Genomic DNA, 25,080 nt, shown 5'->3' on the forward strand with positions numbered 1-25,080 from the left:
ACCCAGTCTCATAAGAAACTGGGTTTTGGAATAATTGGCCGATTTTTGTAGAGCGTCGGCCGCGCTACGGAGCTCGTGGCGTCCTCACGTATGAGTCGTTGTTGTGGCAGAACCACAATAAAGCTCCGTTGGTTTAATTAATATTACACACTTTCTATGACTATGCAACCGTCTTTTCCAGCGCCTTTTCATCGACGCTTAAGCTATTGACGAGTCGCCTTGCAATATTGATGGCGGCCGCTGCATCGGCGTGCCCAACGTAGTCACAATCCTCGTACAGGCAATGATATTCGCTATACTGAGATCCCGTCGTCTTTCGATACTTTGGCAACCGTCGAGCTGACTTATGTAACGATCGCACCAGGTCTTTCTCGGCCTTACTACCTGGCTTGATAATCTGTCGATCCATCGACCGAATCGGTGAGTAGCTGCGCTCGATATGTCGACTCGACACAATATCCAAGTGATTCTGGTCCAGCTTATCAACCTTCATAACATGATCACCAAAACGTAAACGCCCACCGTTGACTTCGATCTCCTCTGCGTCGGCAATCGCCGACCTAAGTGCCATCACGCCGTTACGTTCGCAGCATGGACAGATCGATGAAGTAAAGGCGCCACTGACGGTTGTTCCCGGCCCGCCGTTAAACGGCTTCGGCGCTGCTATTTTCCCTGTCGGTAGTCGCACGCTTCGCAACAGATTCGTAGAAAACGTAAACCCACCGCCCCAGTGTTGTTTTCGTACATCGTTCTGTGCCCCGTTATCACCAAACGCGTAAAGCTGAGCGACATGCTCCCAAAACTTTCGTATCGTCACCGACTCTTGGCTCACACTTTCAATCGCCAAAATCCCTTCCAGCTTAAGGATTAACTTATCGAGCATATTGGTCACCATTCCCATCGCGCCTTTTCGAGCCAGCTCGAGGTGATTGGAATAGGGCGAGCGATAAGCAGCTTTAGGCTGGTGGGCCTGTCGATGCTTTTCCGTCAACTGGTAGTAACGTGTAATCGCATTCACCGAAATAAAACAGGCATCCAATACGCTACCGGAATCAATATCGACCACTGAGACACCGAAACCCGACTCTGCTGGGTCGACGCCAATCACGACATTAGGACACCAGACTTTGTGCTCTGAGGTATCAACCACACTCGTAATCGGCACATCAAGCAATAGCGTGCGCTTATGGACCTGTTCCTTGACGTCACCCTGGTCCTCGACGGTAAATGAGCGCACCACCTTAATGCTCGGTGGACTGAGCTTCACCTTACCTCGAAGCGCTTCACTCAGTCGCCGTTGGACTTCTGACGCATAGCGCGTTGTCCTCAAATTAATGGGGGTCACCGAGCCTTTCATCATCTTAAAGCCCTTTGCGTCGAACCCTAGCACCGTCGACTGGGCTGATTCTGACATGCCTTTTACCTCCACCAACGCGACCCACTTATGCGGCATCGACGACAGCAGATCGCCCACACTTTCACGCAGGCTTGTAGCCGCCTCACACTTTAGCTTCGTGATGGCCTTTAGGGTTTGTCTGGTATCAATCAGCCCCTTCTCTTCGTCCTCAAACACCACGAACCCCAGTAGCTTCGACAATCGAGGGTTGTCTGACCAACTCGACTGCCAGTACCATGGCCGATCCAAATTAGGCGACAGCGCAAACGCCTGCTTGGTACCAAAGGACAAACTTAATTTATCGGTAAACTGGGTTTTGGCGAGGTTTCGCTCAAGACCATTAATTTTACTGAGCCAGACGCGCGAGATGGTTTTTTGAATCGTGTTACGACTCGCAACATCCTTGTCGTCATTGATGGATTTTACCAGCAACTCAGGGAGCTCTGATTTGCCCACCCTCGCTGGCAGATTCCCCAGCATAATCGTTGCCTTTAACCCATTAACCTTTTCAGCTTCGACACTGCTTAATTTTTGTTCCAAGGCCGCGAATAACCCCGTCAGGTCAATCACCTTTAGATCGAGCGAGATCAGCGGTTTTTTACGCGTCGCTAAGGGGTGCAAGAACACCACTCCGTCCTGTCGTTCGACAAAGTTTTTCATCGCTCTGCGCTGTTTTTTTGTTCTACCGATGACACCTTGGTTCATCAGTTCGATGATCAACTCCCCTCGAAACACATCACTGCCCTGATAAGCCAGTCGACATAAACGGTTCAACACAAACCGCAACGCAGTTGTTCGTCCCGCCAGTTCTCCAGCTCCTCCAAATTGTTGTCCTAAGACATCAATCGCTGCATCAAGACTTAAGCTAAACGTCGTAGCGAGGCCGTTGAATACCTCACTCCACTCCGATTTAGCGACATCCAACGTAGCGCGATTGTTCCGACGTAGCTCCGCCAATGGCACTCGCGCATTAAAGGTGGGAAGTCGATTAACCAGTGGAAGTTTCGCCGAGCTCATCTTCGCTATTCGACCGCGCTTTGCTGCACCATCAATCGCACCCTTTATCCCGCCCACGAGATCACTTGCGCTATCGTAACGCGCCAGCGCTTCAACCGACCACGCTAAGTCTCCATCAATTCGCCCCAACAACACCTCAAGTGCTCGCGTTGCCTCAGCAATCACCACCGACACCTCGGCTGATATGTCCGATACGTTTTCGACCGTTAGGTCAATGGCGCCCAGCACCCGAGCGATTTCCGCATCATCGCACTCACTGAGTTCGTCCAAAAATTCGGTCGTAGGAGCCATATCAAAAGCTTCCAGCGTCTCTAGATCAGAGAGCGCTCGACCAAGTAAATTCGCCACCGCTGAATCGATACTGCCCTGCACCTTGGCGCGTGATCCTGACACAGCTCCATCGTCGACGGCAGATACGGCTGGAAGATTTTTTGCCAGATCAACCAAGACGTTCAACCGATCCAGTGAGCACTCCGGCACCCCTAGTAAAACAGCCAGCTTCGATACTTCCAGCGTGCGAAACGATTTAATACCCTTGTTAAATAACCACCCCAACCCATTACCATTGGCAGTGGTTATCGCTTCTTTTGTGTAATTCTTGATGTTCGCATCCAGTAACGCACCTTCGCGCGCGTATCGACGGACCACAGCGAGCAACATTAAGCTATAGTCCTCGGTATACTCATTCGATGCGCTCTCATCAAAGTGGATGGTGGACGTTTTAAGTGCCTTCGCGTCCTCACCAACCTCCGTCAGTGACCGACGTACTTCGACATACTTCTCCACACCGGAAGCGATCAGCGAATAGATACCCAATGCTGAGAGTTCGTCCTTCAATGCGATCAGGACCCCATCGATGTCGTTGAGAAGGTTCGCCCAGGTACCAAATTGCTCAATAAGTAGATTCGACCAGCGATGAAGTAACACATCTTCAGGCTTGAACGCCGATTCGTTGCGTTGACCCAACCTCCCCAATAATGACATTGACAATCGGTTCATCGCATCGCTTAAGATAATCTCATCTTTACCCTTTACTGGCGTCGTAAACGCCGAATAGAAGGACGAAGCCGTAAACGACGGCAGCGTTAAATTGTGGGCGGCGAGCTGTTTCGCAATTTGAATGTTATCGTCCGACAAGACACTCAACGCAGCGTAGCTAGCCCTTGCCCCGCTCGAAGCAAACACTCTAAAACCAAGCGCGTGCGCGGCGACCAGAAAATAGCTCAAACTATCTTGGTTGTTGGAAAACAACGTCATATAGTCGCGCTCAACATGATCGAAGAAAAACTGACTGGGTATGTTGTCACAGGGAACTGTGATTGTTTTTAGGTCACTGAGACCTTCTTTTTTCTCTGTATTGGTTAACCGAGCGAACTTCCCACTGAACGCCGCTCTACCCTCTCGCAAGTTAACGCCAGTTTCCGAGACAATCTTCTCGATTAAGCCCGGCTCCTTCACGGCAAAACCACTTGGCGCGAACCAGTTTAACTTCCGCTCTTGACCTACAGTTTTCTTATCTTTCATCCTATGCTCCCTGGTATTTTGAACGCCACCTTTTTTCTTCCCGGTGGGAATCGATCCACCTCAATCGGCACGTTGAATCGATTTCGTTTGCCTTCCTCTGACAAATCCAAGAGGTAGTGCCGAAGACTTAACACTACCCCGTGTAACAATTGTGCTCCGCGAACTTCTTGACGCGTTGGTTCGGTCTTAATTGCGGTATCAAACCACGCCTTTATCCCGTCAATTACCTGATCGACCCCAATGGAGGAATCCTCCCGATAGGCGTCGATTACGACACGCTCTATCCGACCGCGGTACGGTTCCAATAAATCGTACACCAGCGCCGGATAACTCGTCGCGGTATGTAAATAACCATGATACGGGCTAAGCCCATGATGCAACACCCAGCGCATTAATACCCCCGCAACAAAATGGTAAGCGGCATTGAGCAGCGAATTTAATGGGTGTGGCTGACTGCGCTTGAATCCTGATATATCCAGCAACACACCGACCTTTCTCCAGTACAGCGCGGCGGCGCGAGCCTCCACCAACCGAATATCGTCGACATGCCCTGATATTTTCAGTTCCACGCCATAATGATTTGCTGAATTGACCAGCCAAGAACGCCCTGACCACTGCGCCTGAATTAACGCCTTTGATACGGCAGCCTGCCGCTTAATGTTGTCGCGTGTCTTTAACTGTTTTGTGAGTAAATCGTATCGATCTGCACGGACATGCGGGTGGAATACCATCGGTTCATCCAGATGGGTCGATGTCAGCGTTAAGGAAACGCGATGTTTACGACACGCAAATAGAAACTTACTCGGGAGGTCGCCCGACTCGCCAAGAAATAAAATACTAATCGCCGACGATAAATCGATCTGGCACTCACCGCCCTGGTAGCGCAGTGAATACACGCTCGACTTGATATGCGTGATTTGGCTCAGGTAAGGAATGTAATACCACCAACCTGAACCCACCTTCATTTTGATAAATTTACGCAGCTGATATAGCGTTATATCGTCCTGTTCCATTACTCTTTAATAGCACAGTTAGTCAGCTTTGACAAAGCCTTAAAAACTGTTAACATCAAGTGCGTAGTGGGTGTTTTGCGAACTTTTAGAGCGTTAGCATCAAGTGCGTAGTGGTTGCAGGCTTTACGGCTAATGCGTTCATTCAAGTACGTGGTTTGGTCAGGAAGCGCTATACATTCATCAAGCGCGTAGTGGGTTGGCAGGGTTAAAGGCAAGTTTCATCAAGTGTGTAGTGGTGGCAGGCAACGTTGGTTCAAGTAGCATCAAGTACGTAGTGGTTGCAGGCATTCGCGGTACTTGGCGCATCAAGATTGTAGTGGATTTGGCATGGATATGCCGGTCGTTCTCTGTAGTAAGCGTAATCAGTAAGCCCTCGTAGTGGTAGCCGGCAAGCTAAAAGAACCGCAAATTGTTATTAAGAGATCTGCGATACGCAACAGCCTAAGCGGGGCTAGATAGCGGATGCCAAACGCAAATACAGATCGTCGGTTTCAATCCACACCTTTGCGCCGCAGCTTAGCGGCTTTAATGGCCGGTACACCAACTCAGCGATTGATCCCGTACTGTTAGGACACGTAAAACTGTAAGCATTGACAAAGCGACTCGATCCGTCTGCTTTCATCACATGAATTGGCGGCTGCCGGTAACACTTGTCTTTATCGTTTCGTTTGATTGTTGGCTTGAGCACCTCAATCACATCGCCACTGGCAACATCAATCCAAACTCGCCCCTTCACGCCACTTGGCCTACCTTTGAACGTCGCACTGTAACGTAGCGTCGCGACTCTTTCCTCGCCAAAAAACAGGGCGACTTCGTTGGATTTCAGGTTGCTTTTATATGTTTTGGCAGTGAAGACAGGACGAATAGGTCCTGCCTTCGCATTTGCCGCAACGACATGCTGATTAACGTGTATACGGCATTTCATGGCTACATCTCGAAGCCCGAGATGAAATCGCAAAGCGCCGACCAGGAGGGAAAAGGAAATGGCTCATCGCTTACCTCGTTAACCCCCGAAAACTCAAAGCGTAAATCGTCATAGTCGAGAGACTGACGAACTTCGAACGGGATCGCTTCAACGCCATTCTCATTCAGGTAATGACGTAATAGCGCCTCGCGGTCGGTAAAGACGCCAAACGACGTTAACGCTGAGGCTAACAACCTCTCGCCAATGTATTCAGGACAATGCAACACAAAACAATAGCCTTTAGGCGACAGTAAATATATCGATGATTCTTTGGTTCGCTCCTTCGCATCTTCGAGCGATACCAACGTTGGGTCGTCGACATTAATGTCATTGTACAGTCGCGCATTAAGCTCTCCGTCGTATAGCTCGATACACGCCACATACCCTTCTCCCACCTTGCTTGAGTAATTACCATATCCCTCAACATGTACCCACAGGCCAGACACATCACAGACATCCACTCGCCCCTTAATTGACGGTGCATCCTCTCCTTCCGCCGCATCGAACAATTCAAATTCCATCGAATCGCCGTTAATCTCAGACATGACCCGATCAATGTTCGCCACTTCATTCTTATCGAAGCAGACCATTGGACCACCGTAACCTTCATCGGCCGCCATTTCCTTTGCGAGATCGTAGTGGATTCCGACCTGATACTGTTCGTAAGTGACTTCAATACCTGTTGCGACAAACATATCCGCTTCACCGCTAGCATTACTACACGCCACAATGACGCTTTCAGTTTGAAAAGACATTTTTATCTCCCTATGAATGAGCTTGATCTTACTTTTACCCATCCAGCATACTGTTGATCCCAATAATGCAACTGAGGCCAGCATTAAGCGTATGGAGTTACTCATCCCGTTCGGAATTCATCGCGACACAGCAAAATATATCGATCCAAGCAGCCCCTTGGCGTTGAATGGTCGTCGCTGCAACTGCGTGTGTCCTAGCTGCCGAGCGCCATTGTTGATGCGCCATCCAACGGGCCGTATTGCACACTTCGCCCATGATTCAAAACACCCCGATGCGATTCCTAACAATGAGTGTGATCTAAGCCCTGCTGTGGCCATTGCAATGATGACAAGGTATCTCGCGAAAGGCTGGGAGGGAGAAGTATTCAGCACACCTCAGTATGAAAAGCGCCTTCATCTTCCCTGTTGTAATACAACCAAGACCTTACTCATTCGCCCGGCAGAAACGCAGATCATCCAACGGGTTACCCTTGGCAACACAGGCGCAGGAGAACCTGATCTCAAAGTTGTGAACAATGACGGACAGGCACTACATATCAGCTTGAGCTATCTTGGAAGAGATTGGAGTGCACGAAACCAAGAGGCGATGAGGAAGTCAGCAGCACATTTCAGCGATTACGACTTGGACTAGCAGCACGCTTTACGAGTTGTCTCGCCTTCCGATTATCAGGCTTGATTACCCCTAACGCGATGGCGATGGAGACACAATGATATGTGTTTTTTGCACCCAAGGCGCGTTTCACGGTTTTCATGTGGAACTTAACCGTGTTTTCGGATATTCCAATCTTATCCCCAATTTCTCTGCACCTATAACCCAATGCTGCAAGTTGTAAACACTCAATATTACGATCAGAAAGCATTGTGTTATCGTACTCCTAATAATTCACGTTATCTTAAATGAAAAATGTAGGCCTTTCACCTACTCGCACGCTGGGGGGCGCGTGTTGGCGAACTAATTCACCGGCATGAACCCAAACGAATACTCTCTCTCGGCGAAGAAATCATCAAGCTCACCGCTGAACCAACGTGCAACACTCGCTCGCAACAGGTCGATCCTGTGATCGAAGTCGAAGGCCTCGAGGTCTTCCACGCATTCAACATCATGGTAAGGCCAAGTGCCATCGTCCGTCTCGATCTCACCAATATAGGCCATAGGATTGAACGGGTCGTCTCCGTCCCTCATGAGCAACATTAACGCCTGCTCGGGATTTGATACCACCCCTAACCGATCAATACTCACACCATGCTCGACGCTGTATTGGAGGGTATACATCATTGCTGGCGAATCCAGCGACTTTAGTGTTGAAAGAGAACGATCTAGCTCCCTTAATAATCGAGCACGAACGGATGTTATCTGCTCGGCCTTCGCTTCGCTTAATGATGCCAATTCCTGACTCACCACAGATAACGCTTTCGCCACCGCTTCAACACACAACATATTTTGAGTTCCCATCATCCAATCCTCTTAGTTAGTGATGGCTCCATCATATCGAGCTTTACAGAAACGCAACTAGGCGCGTTTACGGGTTCTGTGACCGAGGCAGTTACCCTTTTCCCGAGCAAGGATCTGGTTCATTTGCGAGAGTGCTGCCGCTGACTTAATGCTTAGGTGTAGATTCCGGTTGCCATGAAACATTCGCGCCGAAAATAGCCTGTCTTCATAGGTATTGAGACCGTTGTTAAACGCTTCGCGGATTTTCGTGGCGCTCGACTCGTTTCGTGCAACGGGACAAGCTTCGATTAAACGAATAAGCCTTTCGAGATCATCAACCTGTGTGTGACACAATTGGCTATAGGTCCCGCTAGAAAAGTAGCTAGGGAAGATCAATTTATCCCCGAAGCTAATCCCGTCATTACTTTTAAATCTTGGCGCCAGTGAGTCAAAAACATCAATCACCGACGAAACAAAAATTGCTTGATGAGCGCCAACTAAGGACTCGAATTGCTGATAGACTCGCGATCTATCGAACTTCAATTCATTTTCTTCTAGTGAGCGGTCAAACGCGTCACGAACACTCGCTGACATGAATTCACCTAGCCCACTATCATCCATCGCTCGACGCCAAAAAAGGCAATCAATATTCCGCGCTACTCGGTCAGCACGGCTCTGATTTTTGTCACTGTATTGATTTAGTTCCTTGAGAACCAAATTGGCCAGATACTCCGCATCGGGCTGATACGTCAGCCCTAGTCTCTTTGTTCGCAATTCGCTGGCTGGAAGGACACTATTGAGCGTATCGATGGCTGTAATTAGATCGCTCACGAGTCCCGATACTCGTTCCCTAATCACCAATAGGCGCTCAAGCTCTCCCTGCCCTTCGACGGGAAGCCCACCTTCTTCTGTTCGTTGATAGTTTGAGACGTCCATTGTTATTTCCCTCATTCGCTTTGATCACTCCAAGCTAACCTAAAACGAAACAATGCAAGTACCGGCTTCAAACCCTCTATGTATTATCGGGACGGTGATGATAAGCTTCTATAGCAAATCAACTATGGGAAAGACTAATCGTGATGAGATGGGTAATTCGAGAGGAAGTCTACGAGGACAGTTTTGGTGATCGTCACCAGGGCTTTGTGGTCTTCCTCGCCGATGATCAGTTGGAAATCGATACAATGGTTGATCTTTCTAGCCACGAATCGATCGAGGTCACCCCGTTTTACGACGCCGCCAAGATTAACAAGTTTGACCCCAACGCTGAAATACCACTAACACCCGGAGAGCTGGATTTACTTCAGTGGCTACATAGGCACTTAGCCCAAGAACTCCACCGCGATGATATTATTCGAGTCTTTGCAGCCGTCGCTTTTCAGGACTACCCGGACACTCACGTCAAGGCTAAATTACCGAACACACTCAACCTAACTAGCTTGCGTAAAAACCAGTTCATCACCCCTAATATCGCAGCGCTAAACACGGCAGAAGAGATCATTGATGTGGTCTTTCTATGCGAGCACCCCTTACTTCCTACTCAATCTATCATTGTGACCTTGGATGACATTCCTGCAATGCACACTGAGTTCTTTGACGACGATGTTATCGAGGCGTTTCGCTTAGTCGTGATTGATACAGCGCTGCTGTCATTGCGAAGAAGAGGCGACCCTGAACACTGATTAGTGCTACCGATCAGCGTCAATGAATCGTCGTTCTCTAGCGTCATACGTCACCCACCTTTCTCTGTCGGTTTTTTGATCCACTCCCTTAACGATCCACGATATTTTGAACAACAAATAAGTTACTAAAAGCATGCCGAGAAAAGGCCAAAACAACGGCGCACTCACGAATACAAGCAGCGCAGCAATAGCACTCATACCCTCAGTTCTGCAGTCCCAAAATATTGCCATGGCGACGATAAAACCGAGTGTGTAGGTTGTAGTTAAGTATAGGTCCATGATGCAGCACACTCCGACTAAGCTATCATTGTTTTTGACATTCCCCCCTTTGAAACTGAAGGACGGGGTTTGTTGATAATTTCTTGCAGTTAATATAACGCTATATCGCCTTGTTTCACCACTCTTTAGTAACACAACTAGCCAGTGTTGACAAAGGCCTTGGAGCTGTTAATCTAAGTTTGTGGTGGTTGTAGGCCACTCCTCATCCGGGGAATCTAAGTTTGTGGTGGTTGTGGGCATTCTAACACTCAGCATTAATCTAAGTTTGTGGTGGTTGTGGGCAAAACCCAAACATTAAAATCTAAGTTTGTGGTGGTTGTGGGCATTCTAACACTCAGCATTAATCTAAGTTTGTGGTGGTTGTGGGCTTGCTTAAAACAGCTAGGATCTAAGTTTGTAGTGGTTGTGGGCGCGTGACCCACGAAATATAAGTTTGTGGTGGTTGTAGGCCTTTTTGAAGAACTGCAATCTAAGTTTGTGGTGGTTGTGGGCATCATTATCCAGTCGTCGATCTAAGTTTTTGGTGGTTGTGGGCCTGACGTGTAGCTTAACGATCTAAGTTTGTGGTGGTTGTAGGCAAATCAATACAGGAAAACCTAAAATTTGCGGTGGTTGTAGGCACGGCGGCGATTTAATAATCTAAGTTTGTGGTGGTTTGGCTATCGAACATACCTTGGATCTAAGTTTGTGGTGGTTTTGGCCAACGCGCCATCAGTGTGATCTAAGTTTGTAGTGGTGGATTTGGCGTTTTTGGTTAATGGTTTCTTACTTGGATTCCTCATATCCCGCCCTAAGATGTTAGGGCGAGGAGTTACTACGAGAAGGCTAGCTATATCGATTTTTTGCCGTCACTGTCTCCGTCACATCAGGCGGGAAACGAGTCAGATCGTAAAGGCCGCCCAAACGCAACAGTTCCTCCTCAAGTTCGCTTTCATCTACTGATTTGTGCCAGTATTTTTTGTCTCCGTTCCAACGGTATCCCTGACCTTTTAGCGAATCCTTTACCTCAAACGGTGCTCTCACCGCTTTAATGACTCGCTCGACCCGTCCTGCGTTGATCCGAAGCATCGCCAAAGACTCGGGGACAAGGTGGAACAACCATGCCATCGCAAAACAATCCACTTCAGCTCGGTGACCGTCGTAAAAATACCCCAATTTCAACAGCAGATACTCTAACTTGTTGCCCTCAAACCCCAACTCACGCCAATCGACATCCTTTAAGCTGCACGCCCACGGTAGACTGTTTAGGTGAGGAAAGCGTTTGTCAAAAAAGCCACGATCAAACCCAGCGTTATGCGCGACAACCAACCCACACTCCTTCATCCACGCCTCGACCACCGATTCATCGATCGCCTTACCCTTAACATCCTCGTCGCAAATGCCGGTAATCTGGGTAATCACTTCAGGAATAGGGATGCCAGGGTCTTCGTACATGCTCACTGAATCAAGGACTCGAGTAACTCGATTGGCGCTTGGGCTATAATCGACTTTTATCATTCCGAGCTCAATGATCCTATCGGTCTGCGATGATAGGCCGGTCGTCTCGAAATCGAGTAGACACATGGCACGTTCATCTCCGACTGGATCAGCTAGCGCTACAGGAAGTTGCCCCCCCAAAGCCACTTTCTCAAGTAATCGGAATTGCGATGGATCGGCCTTGATGTCCTCTATCCGGTCCATTGGAAATTGTGTAGATATAACTGTTGAATTCAACATCAGCTTCATAATCCCTTAGCTAACCAATCAAATATGTCGAGCTCATTCCTCGGTCGACACGCTTTTAACGACTACTCTAATACCAGCTCTCTCACCGTAACAATCGCTTCCCCATCAAATTTGTATTCAAAGTGGCGAGTTTGCACCACTTCTTCTACATACTGAGGCGAGAAAAGAGCCCAACACACCGCAGCATCTTCCCGCACCGAGTTATATTCGATACCAGCTCGCTTATCCTTATAGGCTTTTTTCCCAAAGCCTCGAGAATACGAATAATCATTCGGATCGTGAATCGCACTTTCTGATTTTCCGTCAATCAGTTCAGCAGAGAAGGTCACCTTCAGGCAACGCATATCAATGGTGTCGTATTTCAAATCTTGTACGTTTCGAAAATAGTTTTCCGTGTGGTAGCGAGTTTCTGAAATCCCCGCATTTACCGTCTCGGCCATGTACAGCACGCCAAACGAGCCATCGCTAAAGCGTGACCCGTCTTCAGTGACATGAGTAAACGGAGCTGTCGCGTAATTCACCCCTTCAATACCGAATGGTATTTGACTCAATGGCAGTATTGATAGGTCTCCCAATTCCGTCAAAAGTCGGGGGTTTGTCAACGATTGAAGCTCAAAGGCGAACTCAAAATCCTCCTCGTCAGCCACATCATCAAATAACGAAACCGGAGGAAATTTCGAGTTGATCAACCGATACCCAACTTGATGCGAACGCGTCACCATACGCGCAGCTACCACTGCCCGCCTCGCAGCGCATCAATCCGTTTGTAGACGTCGTGTAGCGCCCCAAAGCTACCCCCACTTATAATCGATAGTGGTGTGCGACCATTAAAGAATGGGTTGTGGTTTTCCATGCTCATGAAACCGTACACATTATCTGGGTTTGAAAACACCAACCGTAGCGCTTGGTGGATATTAGCTAAGTAACTCAACCTCTCTAGCTGATCCCCACTCAACGAGACCACAGATTCATCCTTTAAATACCGAAAAAACGTTCCTTTCTTTAATCCCATGATGGCCATTTTATCGGTGTTAGAGCAGCCCCATTTCGTCAAAATATTATTGCCCAACTTAAAAGCCTTACCCGGATTAATAGTTGGTCGTTGTCTAGCTAAAATAACGTTGCTCATAATCCCTCCGATCATCGATAAGTTTAATTTTAAACAATTATATCACATTTGTTTAATTTTGGACAGCTTAACCGCTGTTTTATAATAGCGATACCCTCCTTTCGGATCACGCTTTCGCACCCAACCCTTTGAGCCACCAAAGTTAAGCTCCATTGCCCGCTTTAGCGAACGAGTTATTACTGCGCGACTATCCAAACATCCTAGTCTGACACATTCATCTAACGCTCCATCCAACGCTACGGCATCCCCGATTAAACAACCTCGAGCTCGCTCCTTTACCAATAATCCGCGAAAAGTCCCTTCCTTCAGGCAGGGGATGGATAGCGGGCAATACGTAGTATTGCTGATATAGCCACACTGTATTAATATACAGCGTATGACTCACACAAAAAGCCTCAAAGTTCGCGTTCGCGACAAGCACGCTAAGCTGCTCGACCAAATGGCGCGTGAGGCTAATTTTGTCTGGAATTTCTACAACGAACTCAGTTACACACATTTGCAGCGTACTGGCGAGTGGTTGTCAGGCTACGATCTCCAGAAGTACAGTAAAGGTGCGTCCAAGCTGATGCTACTGGATAGCACGGCCATTCAAGCGATTGCTGAAGAGTTTGCTATCCGTCGTAAACAGTTCAAAAAAGCCAAACTGCGCTGGCGGGTATCTCGCGGAGCCAAGCGCTCATTGGGATGGATACCGTTTAAAAAGGGCGCTGCACAATGGGTGAATGGCCAGGTACGCTATGCCGGTCAGTATTTTAAGGTGTGGGACAGCTACGGTTTGAGCGAGTATGACTTTCGGGCAGGTAGCTTCACCCAGGACGCCAGAGGTCGCTGGTATTTCAATGTTGTGGTTCAGATTGAAACAGAGCAATCAGAAGGTGTCGGTTCAGTTGGCATTGATCTGGGTCTGAAAACCTTGGCCCAGTGTTCGGATGGTACTGAGCTTGAGGCAGTCCAGTGGTATCGGAAGTCCGAGCAGCAATTGGCAGTCGCTCAGCGAGCCAACAAGGAGCAACGCGTTAAAGCTATTCATGCCAAAACCGCCAATCGCAGAAAAGATGCATTGCACAAATTCAGTCGTCGCCTGGTGGATGAAAATGCCGCTATCTTCGTCGGCGATGTCAGTAGTCAAAAACTCGTTAAAACACGGATGGCCAAATCGGTACTTGATGCCGGCTGGTCAACACTCAAAACAATGCTGGAATATAAGTGCGATCACGCAGGTATTGTTTTTGAAGAAGTTAATGAGTGTTACACCACCCAAACCTGTTCTTCGTGTGGCGATAAGCCACCGGAGCGGCCGAAAGGTATCGCAGGGCTTGGAATAAGAGAATGGCAATGTAGTGGGTGTGGTGTCACCCACGATCGCGATATCAACGCAGCATTAAACATTCTTGCGCTCGGGCATGAGCGTCTCGCAGGAGGAATCCCCGTCCTTTAGGGCGGGGAGGATGTCAAGGTATTCATACAACCCTGTGACTCCGTGATCTCGAGTTCATAGGGCGACAAAGCCTGGTGTCTGGCCACTAAAACCCAGCGTTTCCTTGCTTCCAAGGCGCCAAAATCATTCCCGTCTAGCACAGCCTCATCGATCACGAAACCCTGATCCGCCAAGACCGACCTGACGATCGATGCCGAGGCGGTGTTGCGGTAGTTCTCGGTATTTTCAATCACGACGATCGCAGGCGTCATCGCCAAGATAGACGACAAGTAGTAAACCACCTGTTGACCAGCCAAGGGATCATCTTCCGGCTTTTTCAAGCCCTTACTCGAAATCCCCTGCGGCGATGCTGCCGTGCACGGTGGACCCATAATCGCGACATCAACGTCAGGTAAGCGCTGTAAGCTAACTTCAGCGATCGACCCATTAATCCAATGCGCCCCAGGTTCTTTTTTCATTGCGACGTCGACGGTTTTTGAACAGTATTCATTGGCCAAGACCAGTTCACTGCGAAGGCCTTCTTTCGCCATGCCCTGTCGAACTGCCGCATCGAGCACACCTAACCCATGATACAGCGAGGCAACACGCAGCACTCTGCCAGACTGCACACGCTTGGCTGACTTCACGTACCCCAGTTGGCTAGTCAGCGTCCGAATAATAATTCGATTGCCGCTGATGACAACCTCAATCGGTGCGCCAACTCCCGCGTTGAACTGGCTTAACCCAGCACGATTAATGTCTAAGATAGGGTAAGGTATATTGCGGCGTGATCGTTTTGAGATCCCCAGCTCCCCAGTTTCGTCGTTGCGTTGCAACCGTATTTCTGAGGCGGTAATCGTGACATCGAATCGCTGCTCATACGCCAATCCCGCGGCCAATAATCGCTTACCCTCGATGAAGATTCGCGGTTTTTCCCTGTTCTTCCCAACTTTCGTCAACACTGTCAGCATACCGTGTCCTCCTAGAATATTGGAATTTCAGCAAGCGCTAGACCACCGAAAGCCGCCTCGCGATGCTGGCTAATGAGCGTTGACTCAATTGAAAACATCTCCTGGCGAAGACGACGCAATACCCGGTCGTTAAATCGCTCATCCGCTCGCTTACTGAGCAAGTCTCTTTTCGCTACAGAGACCTTCGCTGCAAGGTCAGGATCTCGCTCTGAGGCGCTCTGGAAGAGTTCATTCGTCTCAGCCTCCTCAAGCTCGCTAAGCAACAAGGCCGCCACCGACACCGCTTTCCGTGCGTTCATCGCTGCCCGCTTCGCCCGCTTAATTTCAACCCCTATATCCTCCGAACACTGAATGCGTGCTAGACGATCTTCAAAGCTAACCCGCCTCACTACGCCACCTCCTTACGACGGCTCATCGCCTCGAGTCGATCAGCGACATCAGCCAATCGATCCAAGTCATCAAATAAGTTCAGGTAGTGTGATTCAACCGACTCGAAGACCAATGTGTCACCGAGCTCTACCTCAATCGCTAGTAGTATCTCTTCGTAGTCAAACTCACCACTAAATAGCTGCTCGCCAAACATCGACGCGGTATGTCTCCCGTATCGACGCTCATAGAGCGGCGCGATTTCAGCGAATAACATCACTGGATTACCAGCAGGGCCGTCAATATTGATGCTCATGATTTTTTCAACAGGGGTTCGAATAGCCAAAACGTTTTCTCCTTGGTTATGCTTACAGCTTACCGACACTTGAAAAAATGCAACCTCGCTTATTCAACAACACCTGTAACTCGAAAAATCACCCATAGCAATGTAAAGATTTTTTTACTATAATCAGCCCTAACTCAACTGACTAACTGACTAACTGGTAAATTTGGATACAAAATGGCAACTAGCTCATTTGATAAAAAGTTCGTAGTGACAAATCCAACTGCTATTGAAAATCTTAATAGGGCTCTCGATCGCCCGCGGAAAATTCAACCGACCATCAGAGACTACGAAGCTGAAAAACAAAAGGGCATCGAACTATTAAAACGCTCGTTGTTTCGCTAGCCGATCTTCTAAAAGAGTTTGACGAATCAACCATATCCGGCAAGCTTCAAACTTTTAGCTCCCCCAACCAAGACGTTAAAGAATTCCTTCACAGTAAGGCCATCACTTTTCAAAAAAGAGATCAGGCTAGGACCTTCATCATAGTTAACGAGGATGAACGCTTCGATATTCTCGCTTATTTCACTATTTCCTCTAAAGAAGTCGAGCTTAGTGACGCAGACCTAAGCGCCACCCTTAAAAGAAAATTGATCCCCACAACAAAAAGCCAAACCAAACTAGCAAGGGCTTTTCTCATTGGCCAGCTTGGTAAAAATTTTTCAATTGCTAGCAACCCACTTAATTTGGCGTCTATTCTCCAAGAAGCGTATTCGAAAATACTCGTCGCGCAGGAAGTCATTGGTGGTCGCCTTATCATCCTCGAATGTGAAGACAACCCCAGATTAGTCAACCTATACAAAGCTCATTGTTTTTCACGACTTCACGCAGCAAGCAATGACCAGTTAGTAACGATGTACCAGGTCATAAACTAAGCGACGCCTGACCTTTAATCTTCGTACCCAACATCTCTGCCAACTTCGCTGGATCATTCAAATACGGCTGCAAGCCCAACTCTTTGATCTTGTTGGCGCGTGCCAACATGCGATCGTACTCGCTGTGAGAGCCACTACCGAGTTCAATGAATCCATAGGACAACAAGCGGGTTAGCGCATCACTGGCATTGAGGTAATCCCGCCCTACATCTTCTTCCATGCAGTAAGTAAACCAATCCGCAGCACCCTCAAAATCAACATTAAAGGCGTTGCTGGTCGCGCAATCGTAGAAGTAACGTTCACCGTTCTTTGATGACGATTTAACGATAGGCGAGATTCCCGCCACCTCACCGGCTACCGATCGGAATGAACCACTGGCCAGCTTTAAATAGTCGTCGCCGATAAACTCGTCGCCAAGTACCACCGATGTCACCCGATAGCTTGGCAGCTTGGTGTGAACGTGCCCCACGGATGGAATGTGATACCGAGCGCCGTTCTGTACCTTAAGCACTTCTTCAAAGACCTTTAGCCCCTCGTGCAGTCCATATCGTAACCATTGAACTTGAATCGCGAGTAGGTTTTGTAAGGATAAAATCATGAAGCGCGGCTCAATACCTAACTGATAGGCTGCTTCATGTTCGTCTGCATCGATACTTAAGCAAATTCGCAGAAGTTCCAATACGTGATCCGGCGAGTAGGTGTTCGGTGCCAACGATACCGTACCGTCGCTGTTGATGGATCGTGACATCCAGTTTCGCTTGGTTGGATCGTAGTGCGTTTCGCGGATGAAGTTTCGCAAGGCATTGAGTGGCCGCATATAGGCGTTGTCTTCGTTTTCGATCATATTTTCAAGCGATCGGTCCTTGTGTACGGCCTGGCAAGTGAAGCAGCCATGTCTAGCGCTACATCCCCGTTGTTCACCATGACGGTCACCATCATAAAATGCCATGACCATGCACGCCCCCGACTCGCTATCGCGATACACTTCCGTCAGTTCTTCAAAGTCAGAGTAGGTGCGTAATGCCCCGCTTCGTACCCGCCCAAGCATCGTGTAGACATCGTTTAACGACCAACTGGCGATTGGACTCAACATCAAAAAACCATTAGAATCTCTAACTGGCATTAATGAATTCTCACACCTGTGAAGCATGCTACGCATACGCTTATCTGATTCAGAAAAACGCGTTCCGATTAACGAAACACACTCTCTACCGTCGCCTTTTTCTTGCTGTCGAATGGCTTTGATATGCTTTTGAATTGGCGTTACCTTCATCTCGATGGAGCACTTCATATTCGAATCGGGCATAGATGCGATCAACCGACCACCAATAATCGCCGACAAGTTGTGCGCTAATAGTCCAGGTGTGACAACATCGACTTGAATGTCAAAATCGTGCTCGATTGCCCAGTTTTTGAGTTTTTGTATCTCGCGCTTCGCGTAGTTACTCACACGAGGATTTTCCAGTTCCGTGTCACTATTGATCACGTACAACCGAGGGACAACTTCACCCGCTTCCCGATGGGCAAGCGCGGCTAACAGTACAATATTCAATACGCTGCTCGAGTCCTTTCCGAAACTCGAGGAGATTAGGCAGCGCTTCGAAGGGTCTCGAAACAGGTTCCGAATGGTATTGATACCCACCTCAAGTTTTTCCTCGAAGGTTTGATTGGGTATCTCCCACTGTTCATCGGCTGCTGCCATCGCATCCGTAGCAATAAGTCCTAACTGTTTAACTGGCGCATTCATACAATAACTTCCTAAAGTTGATAGACTTATTCTGACAGCAGTTTGGATAATGCAAGTGAGGCGGGTTCTGGATCAACCCCGCTCTAGGAAGTGAATACAGAAGCCTTTTAAGAAGCTAAGCCATTGTCGGGGAAGCTGAGCGAATCACCAGCATATCTGACCAATCCTCAATGCCGTGAGCGTTATCATAGCTGTAAAGAATCCCCCCTTCGTATTTAACCAGGCTCAACGTGTCGTCGATACTCCACTCATCAAACACCATCCGATCACCGTGTCGCCGATCAACACTGACCAACTCCCAGTACCCGAGATTCGACACAGTAATGTAATTCTGCCGGTCAGTCAGATTGATGTATTCGTCAACATCACCCTGTTCCAACAAAACATCCATTTGGAGCGATACACCTGTCAAGGCGATGTCCTTAGCGTTCCAGCGATAACCCATCGAAGCCGTTGGCACAGTATTTTCTAGCATGACCTGTTTGGCATTCGCCAACATTGACTCCAAACTATCATTCACTTCTAGCAGCGCGAATCGGCTTTTAGTCCGTAGTAGTAACAGCATATTCAAATCTCCGTGTTAAGCGCCCTAAGAGGGCGCTGTTCGTTTCCTTAAGCCTTGTACTTCAGTTGCGACATGAGGCAATCTGAAAAATCTTGATCGAAGCGAGGCTTCTCAAAAATTGGCTGATATAGACTGCCCCCTTGGTAGGCATACAGATAGCGAACCTCAATAATACTGCCCACTGCTGGGATGCTGGCGTTGGCAGGAATAGTGACGTTACCTACATCAACCCACGTAGCGTTATCTGAGAGCTGTAGCGATACGCTGCGCTTGGTCGCATGAATACCAGATACCTTCACGCTGCATTCAGACCAGAATTTCAATTTAAGCTGTGAGCCGCCTGAATTAGGTCGCCCCGCTACGTAGGGCGCGTGAATATTTTTGAACACGAGGCCTTCACCATCACTGTTCTTAATCGCGTTCAATAAGCTCATCTTACTCGTCGCAGTAGCGGCTGCGAGACTGACAGCGATGAGTGATGACTCAGTTGTCTCGTTGCACAACATCTTGTATCGCTCTCCAAATCCCAACCCAGTGACATCTACACCATGTACGTTGAGTACGTCGAACGCATGGAAGTCTTCACCGATCAATTCACCGTCGATAACACTGTCCATTGGGAAGCTGGCGAGCGCCGCCGTAGCGAGCGAAGGATTGACTGGCACGTAAAAACCCTTTCGGTTAATGCCTTTTACTTCACCGTTGCTCAACGCCAACAAACGCCGCTCTCCATCATGCTTTTCCTGCGCCACGTAGTGATTGTCTGCACACAGTACGGTCGCTTCGCTTTCACTAATTTCGTTAAGAAGTTGGCATTGGACACCACTCTCGTCCTTGATTGTCAGCACGCTAATGACCTCGTCAGCGCCCTCCGCATCAAGTATTGTGTACCCCTTTGAGGACTTCGATTTAATCAACTTAGCGAAGGTCTTTTCAGCCGCTTCCAAGGTGACGGGATTAGTGGTTTTTGACCCCGACTTCAGCGCTGAGCCTCGTCGACCGTAGGAGAAGTTGACTAAATAGCCCTCTGAGACCGCTTCGATATTTGCTTTATACTCTTTATCCGAACCGCCTTGAGAAAATACAAGGTGGGCTGATTTCACGACTTCCGACTGCAACATATTTTTAGTTTCCTTGGTGTTGTTTAATTGGACTTTTAGTATGTTTCAGTTCTCTAAAATGCAACTCACCACGCTGGCCTTAAAAGCAGCTACCAACTTTATCAAGGTAATCGACGGGCATTTCCAGTAGATCGCGAGATCGCGTTGAGTCGTGCACAGCGAAGCGATACCCAGAACGACGCTCAATCTCTGTTAGCGAGACTTGATACTGCTCTATGTCATAGGATTTGTCCGACGCACACCGACCGCTTTTATATGAGCCATCAGAGACGGTAGCGACGTTAGGGAAAATAAAGGAATACGCCACGACACCCTGGTTAGTATCAATCACGATTACCTTATAAAGATGCGACGGGATCGCCACCGGGAGTTCATCGCTATCTCCGATGGTTTCCAAGTCTCCTTCGAACAAAGTACCACTGGTTACCCACGCTGCACCGAAGTAGTTCGCCATCGCCAACTCTCGGTTTTCCAGCGCTAACCAAATCCCCTGATTAAACTTTGCCGCTTGCGGCACCGCGTTGGCAAAAACATGACTTTCGCAGCCCGCCATGGCATTAACTCGGTTACTTGCGGTGCGAGAGATCATGTGACCACGATTCCACGTATTGCCAACGCCTCGGTATGAGTCATCAACGCGATTTCGCTCAGAAAAATAGTCGCGCTCTACGTCGAAAATATCATTGCGATACCATTTCGAAGGCCGGTCAATACCTGACGCGTAACCACTGCTCGCTGAGTGCCCCCTGATTTCGGCTGAAACCCAAGATGGCGTGATCGTGTATTCATTCTCCCCATCGTTATTATCATCATCTAGCCCATCCACCGCAGCGACAAATGACTGTGCGCTAAAAAGCCGATCACTGGACTTCGCCGCTGGACTGAAGCGAGTATGGTCGTAACCGATAGGTGCAACACCAAACGTAAGTTGCGATGGACATTTCTCATCGGAGTCTGCCGTCACTGGGGTCGCTGAAAACCCACCAAGCATGAGCAGCAGCGCCACACCAACGATGATCACTCCGCCATCAATGGCTCGATATGTATTTCGCGCTATAAATCCTTTCATGATTAAGTCTCCTAATTAATACTCAAACCTTTTACTATCAACACGCCAAAGAAAATGGCCAACGCTGCCAACATCCCATGAAATTGAATCGCCCTTACCTGACGCGTAGAGAGTCGCCTCTTAACACCCTTTTTTGCTCTCAAGCCACCACTCCCACTAGACGAATACCGCCCACCAGTAAAAAGAATACCAACCCAAACGCATTCATGAGGTAGAAGAACAACGCATCGATATATCGCTCTTTGCGAGCAGACGAACATAACCTCGACATACCCTGTAATCGCTTCAACCCTATGATGCCGTAAGCACACCCCAAGAATGTGATCAGGATTAGAGCACCTAGCGCCATGATTGCAACCTCACTACCGACTCACACATTTCATTATTACGTCGCGTTCGACCAGCTCAATCCATCTCTGGTGTGATAGCACGCTCAACTCCCTAACGGATAATTGACTGCACGCTGCAACACGACTCACGATCAATGCCGCGTTGACATAGCCCTCATTAACATTGTCAAACCATTGACCGATCGCCCTTTCGTTGTCGTAAGACAACGGCAGGTTGTTGAATTGCTCCCAGGCCTCGTTGAAGCCCAGCTCTGGCTGACTAAACACATCCAATAACTCAAGGTTCAAATCCGACAACGCATTAATCGTCGCTGTGCCCTCATCAAGGATCACTCCTTTGAATGTCGGAGCACGACGATCCAAGTCATCGAGTCGATCTGGATCATTCTGGTAGCTGTAGAGATGGTAAAGCTCATGAAGCGTCACAAATTCAGGCTGCCAATTCCGTTCCGCTCTTAGGGGGTTTAATACCACAACTAGCCGATCGTTTAGCTTGGTCATTACGCCAGCGGCGTAGCCGTGTGGTGAGACATACACAATCGGTGGTTCATTGAGCGTCACCGACATTGAAGTGATTGCGAGGTTTGCGCTGGACACCCACTCTTCGAACAGTTCGTCGTGAGATCGCGCTGGCCAACCGTTTCGGTTAAAGATGTACTTCGCGCTGTCTCGATCGCTAAAGAGCTGCGGATCGTTGATAAACGACTCGAACTCAGAAACCGTCGTAACGCCCCGCTCCACCGCTTCGTGGTGCAGATTAATGACGCGCTGGGGAGTAGACACCTCTCCTGAGTGACACGCGATGAGCCCGATCGTCAGTGGAAGCCATTTCAAAATATTCATACGACCACTATTGCATATTGCCCTGCGCCCTTCTTCAACATCTCCGCCCCATAGGGGCAGAGTTAGGCCGAAACTTGACGCTCCCGCCGCACGCGATCAGACTACGTGCGCGAACGGCATTAGTGATCGCTGTCTACAAACCGCGTATAGACACTATCGCCGTCTTCTTCTGGGTCCAACTCATTCTCGTTATAAGGTCGACCAAACCACTCAATGCCAGAATCCCCGCGTTCTCCCACACGAAGGGATACCTGATGGTTGACGCGCTTACCTTCGAAGAAGAACATCACGAAGTCACTCATCGCGCTAAACAGGTGATATGCGTTACCCCGATCGTTATAGAGTACCGATCCGTCCTCGCGGTGTTGAAGTGATTTATCGCCCGTAAAGTAGTACTCAGAACCCTTCGGTGTGGACGCTAAAAAAGCGTTGATTTCTGCATCTGACATGATAATCTCTCCTAAGAATTATAGGATTATTAAACCATGTTTTTTAGGAGTGCAAACTGAGCAATGACAATGCTTAAAAGGCTATTTTGCGTCGCGTGACACAGAGTTTAGAAGCAGTCCGATAGCTGATGCATCGGTATCAAAACTAACTCAGATTGATAGCGAATTAATTGGCCATTATTGCGAAGATATATTGCGTCGATCGGTACGCATACGCACACGGCATTGGCCTCGTCAGCGAAACCCAATACCACAACACGCCCTAATCCATCCCCACTCCGATAGAGCGCTGGCAAACTGACTGGTTGACGTAGTGATACAACATTACCAGGAACATGCTGATCGGGCTCCACCTCAGCCCAGAGGTTAAACCTGGCGGCGATCACGACATCAACCGCCTCTCGATCGCTAATTAACGTTGTTAACACAGACCACAGGTATTGTTCTTTGTCGGAGAGTGACATCCCAAAAATCTCACTATTCACTTTGTTGTCATCGTGCGTGGAGCCAAGGAATTCTTGGCCACGACGAATACCAATTTTGGTCGAAGAGCCTGATTGATTTGACTCAATTACTTTTGTCCACTTCACCGATACCACCTCCGACACAAAGCCTAGTTGTTAGTCCCCTCCTCCGCAAGAATTCGCTCTTCGGGCTTATCAAAATCTGTCGCACAGGTGTTGCAGGTGCAGATGTCAAAATTAGTCACGACTACGAATTCTTGCCTTTCCACATCCCAGGTCGCACCAACATCCGCCAAAAAATCCGCCGAGCCGCACGCTGGGCAATGTAAGCTCTTTTTAATCATCATGCCACTCCTCCCGCACATGTGCGGTTGCCTATGTCTAACTTAAACCGATCAGCCACCTCAGCCACCCTCCCAACGGGGTAAGACCTTACAATCTTGTCCCCGTTAGTTTTATCGTTGCAGGTGAACACCAGCCTACCGAGGGACTGCTCGACACGAATCAAGCCGTTTTTGATTCCGTAAATCTCCGCCTCATACTGAGGAAGTATCAACACATTTTCAGCATCGCTCATTCCACTATCTCCTGAGTCACTAACTGATAGACGTCGTACCATTCAGCCTCGCAGTCATCACACAACATCTTTTGACTTACCGTATTGTCCGACACATCAAACGAGCCCCCTTGTACGTTATTCGAGTGACATTTCGGGCAGCCATCAAAACCCATCTCATCCGCTTCATCGTTGAACGACATAAAACCTCCTATTTGTTAGCCTCTCTATTATCTCGACTTTGATAAATACGCAAATTACCAAGCGACCGTTAGGTTCGATCTATTCTGCGGGATTTACAAAGCTACCGACTTTTCCGTAACTCAACTCCCTGACAGCCTGATCACCCAGTCTTAAACTGATCTGGTTCGATGGGAGGCTAGGGGTTTCGCTACTCGTGTCGGACTGGTTACACCTACACCTGTTCTACTGGTTATTCGCTATACGTGTCGGACGGGTTATTCGCTATACGTGTCGGACGGGCTATTACCATTAGGTTCGATCTATTCTGCGGAATTTACAAAGCTACCGGCCTTTCCGTAACTCAACTCCCTGACAGCCTGATCACCCAGTCTTAAACTGATCTGGTTCGATGGTAGGTTAGGGCATAACCCAATGGTGCTATGTGCCTGATAACCCAGTCTCAACATGATCTGGTTCGGTGGGAGGTTAGGGATGATTGCGGTATGTATGCCCAGTTCTTCAAGGGCAGGGCGATCACTTATCCGCGCCCATTTGGACACACCCCCTTAACGCCGCTACAGACCGCTAAAACACTGGGTTTCTTAGCTCAAAAACCCCCAAATGCCCAACTGGGCATCCAAAGAAAAGCCCGCGCTGCGAGGGCAGGGCGATCACTTATCCGTGCATAATTATGCACACCCCCAACACCGCTACAGACCGCTAGAACACTGGGTTTCTTAGCTAAAAAACCCCGAGTGCCCCACGGGGCACCCAAAGAAAAGCCCGCGCTGCGAGGGCAGGGCGATCACTTATCCGTGCATAATTATGCACACCCCCAACACCGCTAC

General features: G+C 48.6%; 27 protein-coding genes. 3 read left to right on the forward strand and 24 right to left on the reverse strand.

The genetic code is table 11. From position 1 onward, the window contains the following. Positions 1 to 160 precede the first annotated feature (160 nt). The 4 genes from cas12c to Q0698_RS11425 form a co-directional block, all read right to left on the reverse strand. Entirely contained in the window at positions 161 to 3,937 is a 3,777-nt protein-coding gene (gene cas12c / locus Q0698_RS11410; protein WP_298636757.1) for a type V CRISPR-associated protein Cas12c, read from the reverse strand. After that, entirely contained in the window at positions 3,934 to 4,950 is a 1,017-nt protein-coding gene (locus Q0698_RS11415; protein ID WP_298636759.1) for a CRISPR-associated endonuclease Cas1, read from the reverse strand. Before Q0698_RS11415 ends, cas12c begins: the two co-directional genes overlap by 4 nt. A gap of 451 nt (positions 4,951 to 5,401) precedes the next feature. Next, the gene (locus tag Q0698_RS11420; RefSeq protein ID WP_298636760.1) at positions 5,402 to 5,875 is read right to left on the reverse strand and encodes a hypothetical protein; all 474 of its coding nucleotides are present in this window, start codon (positions 5,873 to 5,875) and stop codon (positions 5,402 to 5,404) included. A 2-nt stretch (positions 5,876 to 5,877) separates the two neighbouring features. Continuing rightward, complete coding sequence (locus Q0698_RS11425; RefSeq protein ID WP_298636761.1) at positions 5,878 to 6,669, reverse strand: hypothetical protein; 792 nt, start codon at positions 6,667 to 6,669, stop codon at positions 5,878 to 5,880. A gap of 22 nt (positions 6,670 to 6,691) precedes the next feature. Here Q0698_RS11425 and Q0698_RS11430 point away from each other — a divergent pair, with 22 nt between their 5' ends. After that, positions 6,692 to 7,300 (forward strand): hypothetical protein, encoded by a 609-nt coding sequence (locus Q0698_RS11430; RefSeq protein ID WP_298636762.1) that lies wholly within the window; start codon positions 6,692 to 6,694, stop codon positions 7,298 to 7,300. Here Q0698_RS11430 and Q0698_RS13350 read toward each other — a convergent pair. From Q0698_RS13350 to Q0698_RS11440, 3 genes are all read right to left on the reverse strand, one after another. Continuing rightward, entirely contained in the window at positions 7,278 to 7,529 is a 252-nt protein-coding gene (locus Q0698_RS13350) for a helix-turn-helix transcriptional regulator (protein ID WP_366140334.1), read from the reverse strand. The two genes, Q0698_RS11430 and Q0698_RS13350, sit on opposite strands and share 23 nt — an antisense overlap. 92 nt (positions 7,530 to 7,621) lie before the next feature. Continuing rightward, a complete protein-coding gene (locus tag Q0698_RS11435) occupies positions 7,622 to 8,125 on the reverse strand; it encodes a hypothetical protein (protein ID WP_298636763.1) in 504 nt (167 codons plus the stop codon). Positions 8,126 to 8,179: 54 nt separating this feature from the next. Then, on the reverse strand, positions 8,180 to 9,037 hold the full coding sequence (locus Q0698_RS11440) for a DUF4942 domain-containing protein (protein ID WP_298636764.1): 858 nt from the start codon (positions 9,035 to 9,037) through the stop codon (positions 8,180 to 8,182). 140 nt (positions 9,038 to 9,177) lie between these two features. Between Q0698_RS11440 and Q0698_RS11445 the strand changes: the two genes are divergently transcribed. Continuing rightward, positions 9,178 to 9,780 (forward strand): hypothetical protein, encoded by a 603-nt coding sequence (locus Q0698_RS11445; protein ID WP_298636766.1) that lies wholly within the window; start codon positions 9,178 to 9,180, stop codon positions 9,778 to 9,780. Positions 9,781 to 10,884: 1,104 nt separating this feature from the next. Here Q0698_RS11445 and Q0698_RS11450 read toward each other — a convergent pair. The 3 genes from Q0698_RS11450 to Q0698_RS11460 form a co-directional block, all read right to left on the reverse strand. Then, a complete protein-coding gene (locus Q0698_RS11450; protein ID WP_298636767.1) occupies positions 10,885 to 11,775 on the reverse strand; it encodes a 3'-5' exonuclease in 891 nt (296 codons plus the stop codon). A gap of 71 nt (positions 11,776 to 11,846) precedes the next feature. Continuing rightward, positions 11,847 to 12,506: an RES family NAD+ phosphorylase gene (locus tag Q0698_RS11455; RefSeq protein ID WP_298636769.1), complete on the reverse strand. Its 660-nt coding sequence runs from the start codon at positions 12,504 to 12,506 to the stop codon at positions 11,847 to 11,849. A gap of 8 nt (positions 12,507 to 12,514) precedes the next feature. Then, entirely contained in the window at positions 12,515 to 12,913 is a 399-nt protein-coding gene (locus Q0698_RS11460; RefSeq protein ID WP_298636770.1) for an MbcA/ParS/Xre antitoxin family protein, read from the reverse strand. A gap of 376 nt (positions 12,914 to 13,289) precedes the next feature. Between Q0698_RS11460 and Q0698_RS11465 the strand changes: the two genes are divergently transcribed. Further along, positions 13,290 to 14,351, forward strand: a complete 1,062-nt coding sequence (locus Q0698_RS11465; protein WP_298636772.1) for a transposase — start codon at positions 13,290 to 13,292, stop codon at positions 14,349 to 14,351. Here Q0698_RS11465 and Q0698_RS11470 read toward each other — a convergent pair. The 14 genes from Q0698_RS11470 to Q0698_RS11535 all read right to left on the reverse strand — a co-directional run bounded on the left by Q0698_RS11470 (position 14,348) and on the right by Q0698_RS11535 (position 24,252). Further along, positions 14,348 to 15,301: a DNA cytosine methyltransferase gene (locus Q0698_RS11470; RefSeq protein WP_298636773.1), complete on the reverse strand. Its 954-nt coding sequence runs from the start codon at positions 15,299 to 15,301 to the stop codon at positions 14,348 to 14,350. The genes Q0698_RS11465 and Q0698_RS11470 overlap by 4 nt on opposite strands. Positions 15,302 to 15,312: 11 nt before the next feature. Next, a complete protein-coding gene (locus Q0698_RS11475) occupies positions 15,313 to 15,690 on the reverse strand; it encodes a hypothetical protein (protein ID WP_298636774.1) in 378 nt (125 codons plus the stop codon). Next, complete coding sequence (locus tag Q0698_RS11480) at positions 15,690 to 16,013, reverse strand: hypothetical protein (RefSeq protein ID WP_298636776.1); 324 nt, start codon at positions 16,011 to 16,013, stop codon at positions 15,690 to 15,692. The genes Q0698_RS11475 and Q0698_RS11480 overlap by 1 nt, the downstream gene beginning before the upstream one ends. An 861-nt stretch (positions 16,014 to 16,874) precedes the next feature. Then, positions 16,875 to 18,632: a phosphoadenosine phosphosulfate reductase family protein gene (locus Q0698_RS11485; protein WP_298636777.1), complete on the reverse strand. Its 1,758-nt coding sequence runs from the start codon at positions 18,630 to 18,632 to the stop codon at positions 16,875 to 16,877. A 115-nt stretch (positions 18,633 to 18,747) separates the two neighbouring features. Continuing rightward, on the reverse strand, positions 18,748 to 19,197 hold the full coding sequence (locus tag Q0698_RS11490; RefSeq protein ID WP_298636778.1) for a hypothetical protein: 450 nt from the start codon (positions 19,195 to 19,197) through the stop codon (positions 18,748 to 18,750). Positions 19,198 to 19,244: 47 nt separating this feature from the next. Further along, complete coding sequence (locus Q0698_RS11495; protein ID WP_298636779.1) at positions 19,245 to 20,318, reverse strand: WGR domain-containing protein; 1,074 nt, start codon at positions 20,316 to 20,318, stop codon at positions 19,245 to 19,247. Positions 20,319 to 20,397: 79 nt separating this feature from the next. Beyond that, on the reverse strand, positions 20,398 to 21,387 hold the full coding sequence (locus tag Q0698_RS11500) for a DNA/RNA non-specific endonuclease (RefSeq protein WP_298636780.1): 990 nt from the start codon (positions 21,385 to 21,387) through the stop codon (positions 20,398 to 20,400). A 139-nt stretch (positions 21,388 to 21,526) separates the two neighbouring features. Then, the gene (locus Q0698_RS11505) at positions 21,527 to 21,736 is read right to left on the reverse strand and encodes a hypothetical protein (protein ID WP_298636781.1); all 210 of its coding nucleotides are present in this window, start codon (positions 21,734 to 21,736) and stop codon (positions 21,527 to 21,529) included. A 13-nt stretch (positions 21,737 to 21,749) separates the two neighbouring features. After that, positions 21,750 to 22,580 (reverse strand): hypothetical protein, encoded by an 831-nt coding sequence (locus Q0698_RS11510; RefSeq protein WP_298636782.1) that lies wholly within the window; start codon positions 22,578 to 22,580, stop codon positions 21,750 to 21,752. A gap of 119 nt (positions 22,581 to 22,699) precedes the next feature. After that, positions 22,700 to 23,029: a hypothetical protein gene (locus Q0698_RS11515; protein ID WP_298636784.1), complete on the reverse strand. Its 330-nt coding sequence runs from the start codon at positions 23,027 to 23,029 to the stop codon at positions 22,700 to 22,702. Positions 23,030 to 23,136: 107 nt separating this feature from the next. Then, on the reverse strand, positions 23,137 to 23,619 hold the full coding sequence (locus tag Q0698_RS11520; RefSeq protein WP_298636786.1) for a hypothetical protein: 483 nt from the start codon (positions 23,617 to 23,619) through the stop codon (positions 23,137 to 23,139). Between the two features lie 23 nt (positions 23,620 to 23,642). Next, positions 23,643 to 23,840, reverse strand: coding sequence for a hypothetical protein (locus tag Q0698_RS11525; RefSeq protein ID WP_298636787.1), 198 nt, complete (start codon positions 23,838 to 23,840; stop codon positions 23,643 to 23,645). Further along, positions 23,837 to 24,070, reverse strand: coding sequence for a hypothetical protein (locus Q0698_RS11530; protein ID WP_298636788.1), 234 nt, complete (start codon positions 24,068 to 24,070; stop codon positions 23,837 to 23,839). The genes Q0698_RS11525 and Q0698_RS11530 overlap by 4 nt, the downstream gene beginning before the upstream one ends. Then, a complete protein-coding gene (locus Q0698_RS11535; RefSeq protein ID WP_298636789.1) occupies positions 24,067 to 24,252 on the reverse strand; it encodes a hypothetical protein in 186 nt (61 codons plus the stop codon). Before Q0698_RS11535 ends, Q0698_RS11530 begins: the two co-directional genes overlap by 4 nt. Positions 24,253 to 25,080: the final 828 nt, after the last annotated feature.

It is taken from the genome of uncultured Umboniibacter sp. (assembly GCF_947497555.1).
Classification (GTDB): domain Bacteria; phylum Pseudomonadota; class Gammaproteobacteria; order Pseudomonadales; family DSM-25080; genus Umboniibacter.